Source organism: Arthrobacter sp. (assembly GCF_030540645.1).
GTDB lineage: Bacteria > Actinomycetota > Actinomycetes > Actinomycetales > Micrococcaceae > Specibacter.
In genome coordinates, this window is record NZ_JAUNVV010000074.1 from 14,312 (window position 1) to 18,630 (window position 4,319).

Sequence of the window (4,319 nt, forward strand, 5' to 3'; positions counted from 1 at the left end):
GCCAGGTTGTCATCCCAATTCGAGGACCACGTGATGGAGGTGTCCTCGCCGGTGAGCAGCGATTTGGGCCGGGCCACCGGCATGTGCTCCTGTGCCGGTGCCGTGGTGAGATTCTCATAGTCGTAGGTCCAGGGCTCGTAATAGTCCTTGATGCCCGGCAGGTTCGGGTTGGCGAAAATAGTGGCCAGATTCTTCAACCGGCCGCCAGCCTTGAGCTTCAGGCGCCCACGTCTGTCGAGCTTCCAGCCGCCTTTCCAGCGTTCCTGGTCCTCATACGTGCGCGGATAGCCCTGCCCAGGCCGGGTTTCCACGTTGTTGAACCAGATATGCTCGGCGCCGGAGCGGTTCGTCCACACCTGTTTGCACGTTACTGAACACGTATGGCAGCCGATGCACTTGTCCAGGTTCATCACCATTGCCATTTGGGCCATGATGCGCATCAGTACCTCACCTCCTGGTTGCGTCGCCGGATGACGGTGACTTCGTCGCGTTGGTTTCCCGTGGGGCCCATGTAGTTGAACGCGTATGTTAGCTGTGCGTATCCACCGATCATGTGCGTCGGCTTGATCATCAGCCGGGTGAGGGAGTTGTGGTTCCCACCGCGCTGGTTGGTCGTTTCAGAGACCGGCATGTCGATCAGTCGGTCCTGCGAGTGGTACATGAACACAGTCCCCTCCGGCATGCGGTGCGATACGACTGCACGGGCGTTGACCACGCCGTTACGGTTCACGGCCTCGATCCAGTCGTTGTCATGGACGTCGATCTTTTCGGCGTCTGCCGGACTCATCCAGATTGTTGGACCACCGCGGAACAGAGACAGCATGAGCAGATTGTCCTGATACTCGGAGTGGATGGACCACTTGTTGTGGGGCGTCAGATATCGCACGGAGATGCCCTTCCCCGGAGTATCTCCGATGGCCGGCTCGTCGAACAGAGCGGTCATGTCCAGTGGTGGGCGGAACGTGGGCAGGCCCTCGCCCAGTTCGGTCATCCAGTCGTGGTCGAGGTAGAAATGCTGCCGCCCGGTCAATGTGTGCCATGGTTTGAGCCGTTCGACGTTGATGGTGAACGGAGAATAGCGGCGGCCGCCGGTTTCGGAGCCGGACCATTCCGGCGACGTCATCACGGGGACGGGTCCGGCTTGGGTGTCGCTGAACGTGATCCGCTTGCCCTCATTTTCCGATGCGAGGTCGTGCATCATCTGGCCGGTGCGCTTTTCCAGGGTGCGGAAGCCTTGGGTGCCCAGCCGGCCATTGGTCGTGCCGGACAGGGCAAGCACCATTTCGCAGGCCTGCACGGCGTGCAGGATGTCCGGGCGCCCATCGGCCGGTCCACCGCGGACCACGCCGTTCTTCGCCTTCAGATACTCGATTTCAGCGGACAGCTCGTACGTGATGCCCTTCGTCGTTGCGCCGAGGGTGTCAAGCAGCGGGCCAACGGAGCGCATCTTCGCGTCGATGGCCGTGTAGTCACGCTCCACCTCGATGATCTTCGGCATCGTTTTTCCAGGCACGGGCTCACAGTCGCCCCGCTTCCAGTCCTTGACCCGGCCATGCGGATACGCCATGGCATCAGGGGTGTCGTGTGTTAGAGGTGCCGCCACAATGTCGGTCTGTTTGCCCAAGTGCTGTTCGGCCAGCTGGCTGAACACACGGGCGATCTCCTGCCACGTGTCCCAGTCGGTGCGCGACTGCCATGGCGGGGAGATGGCCGGATTAAACGAGTTGACGTAGGGGTGCATGTCCGTGGTGGATAGATCGTGCTTTTCGTACCAGGTCGCCGCCGGCAGCACGATGTCAGAAAGCAGGGTGGAGCTGGTCATCCGGAAATCCAGGGTGGTCAGCAGGTCAAGTTTTCCTATCGGCGCCTCGTCGTGCCAAACGACGTCGCGTGGACGGAACTTCTCCGGCGTTTCCTGTGCGCTGACGGTGTTGTCGGCACCGAGCAGATGCCCAAGGAAATATTCACTGCCCTTGGCCGAGGAACCGAACAGGTTCGTGCGCCACAAGGACAGAACTCGCGGAAAGTTCTCGGGGGAGTCCGGATCTTCGGCCGCGAACTTCAAGTTCCCGGTCTTTAGCTCGTCGACGATGTAGTCAGCCGAGGACTTGCCGGCAGCGCGGGCCTGTTCGCTGATGAGCAGTGGATTTCTATCGAACGTGGGGTAGGACGGCATCCATCCCAGGCGCGCCGATTGTGCGATCACATCTGCCGTCGTCACGCCGGCGAGCTGCCCCTTGCCCGTCTGTGCGCTGAGTGTGTCAGCGCCGAACTGGTCGTAGCGGAACTGGTCGGTGTGCAGGTACCAGTACGCAGTCTGCACCATGTTCCGTGGTGGCCGCACCCAGTCGAGTGCATTGGCAAGCTGGGTGTACCCGGTGAGCGGCCGTACCTTTTCCTGACCGACGTAGTGCGCCCAGCCGCCGCCGTTGACACCCTGGCACCCGGTGATCGTAGTCAGCGTCATGAACGTTCGGTAGATGGTGTCCGAATGGAACCAATGGTTCGTCCCTGCACCCATCAGAATCATGGACCGGCCCTTTGAATCATCGGCGTTCTGGGCGAATTCGCGCCCGATCCTTTCAGCCTGCTCGGCAGTCACCCCGGTGATTGATTCCTGCCAGGCCGGTGTGTAGGGGCTGTCCGCGTCGTCATATCCGCTCGGCCACTGGCCGGGGAGTCCCGGACGTCCAACGCCGTACTGTGCCAGCATCAAATCGAACACGGTGGTGACTAGCTTGCCGGCAACCCGGCGGACCGGCACGCCGCGCGGAATGACGCCGATATCACCTTGGGGGACGTCAAAGCGGGGCATATTGATGACCACCTGGGTGTCTGCACTGTCCAACAACGACAATTCCGGGTCAATGTCGCCTAAATCGAGGTTCCACTTGCCTTCACCTGTTTCGCCGTAACGGTGCCCAAGCGTGCCTGATGGCACCCGCAATTTACCAGTGGCTGCATCAATCAACACGGTCTTGAATTCGGCGTTTTCCTCTTCCGGCTCCACCTCGCCGTTCAGATCTGAAGCTGTGAGGAACTTCCCCGCCGTGTACACCGGATCATCAGTGTCCGTCTTGTCATCGGTTTCATCCAAGGTCACCAGAAATGGCAGATCCGTGTATTTCTTCACATACTGGGTGAAGTAGTCGCGTTGACCCTCAACATAGAATTCCTTGAGAATCACATGTCCCATGGCCATGGCAAGTGCGCCATCGGTGCCCGGCTCGGCGGGGAGCCACTCGTCGGCGAATTTAGTCGAGTCTGCAAAGTCAGGCGAGACGACTACGACCTTCTGGCCGCGGTAGCGGGCCTCCACCATCCAGTGCGCATCCGGGGTACGCGTGACCGGGACGTTTGTGCCCCAAATAATCAAGTAGCTTGCATCCCACCAGTCCCCGGACTCGGGCACGTCGGTTTGGTCCCCGAACACTTGTGGCGACGCGACCGGCATGTCCGCATACCAATCATAGAAACTCAGCATCGAACCGCCGATGAGGTTCACGAAGCGGGCGCCGGATGCATGTGAAACCATTGACATGGCCGGGATCGGCGAGAAACCGGCCACCCTGTCCGGCCCCCATTTTCGAATCGTGTGGACGTGTGCTGCGGCGACGATTTCCACGGCCTCGCTCCAATTGGCACGTACTAAACCGCCCTTTCCGCGGGCACTCTTGTACCGGGCCGAGCGTTCGGGGTCTTCCGTGATGTCCGCCCAGGCCAGCACAGGATCCTTTAGCCGCGCTTTGGCCTCGCGGTACATTTCGAGCAGCACGCCGCGGATATACGGGTACCGGGTGCGCGTGGGGGAATAGGTGTACCAGGAGAACGATGCACCTCGTGGACACCCGCGCGGTTCATACTCCGGCTTGTCCGGACCGGTTGTGGGATAGTCCACAGCCTGGGTTTCCCACGTGATGATGCCGTCCTTGACGTATACGTTCCAGGAACACGATCCTGTGCAGTTGACGCCGTGTGTCGAGCGGACTACCTTTTCGTGGCTCCACCGGTCGCGGTAGAACGCGTCACCGGACCGCCCGCCGACCTTGAGCAGAGTACGGCCATCAGGGGAGACTTCCTGTTTCGGCGTGAAAAATCGTCGCAACCTGATAAGCGTGTCGGTGAGTGGGCTGTTCATGGTGGCATTCACGGAGCCTCCCGGCGGCGGTTCGAGTTGGCCCTCGGTTTTCGAGTGCGTCGAGATTTAGATCAGTCGGTCTTGCGTGGCAGTGCTGACAACACGTCGGCGTTCAGGAAAGAGATCACATCCAGCGGGATCCCCACCGGGCAGACAGCCGTGCATTCGCCAATCTGCGTGC

At 60.7% G+C, this 4,319-nt stretch carries 1 protein-coding gene and 1 pseudogene; both read right to left on the minus strand.

From position 1 onward, the window contains the following. Positions 1 to 440: pseudogene (gene narY, locus Q4P21_RS12800) on the minus strand (nitrate reductase subunit beta); the annotation flags it as partial. Continuing rightward, on the minus strand, positions 440 to 4,138 hold the full coding sequence (locus Q4P21_RS12805; RefSeq protein WP_303389144.1) for a nitrate reductase subunit alpha: 3,699 nt from the start codon (positions 4,136 to 4,138) through the stop codon (positions 440 to 442). The gene Q4P21_RS12805 and the pseudogene narY, both read right to left, overlap by 1 nt. Positions 4,139 to 4,319: the final 181 nt, after the last annotated feature.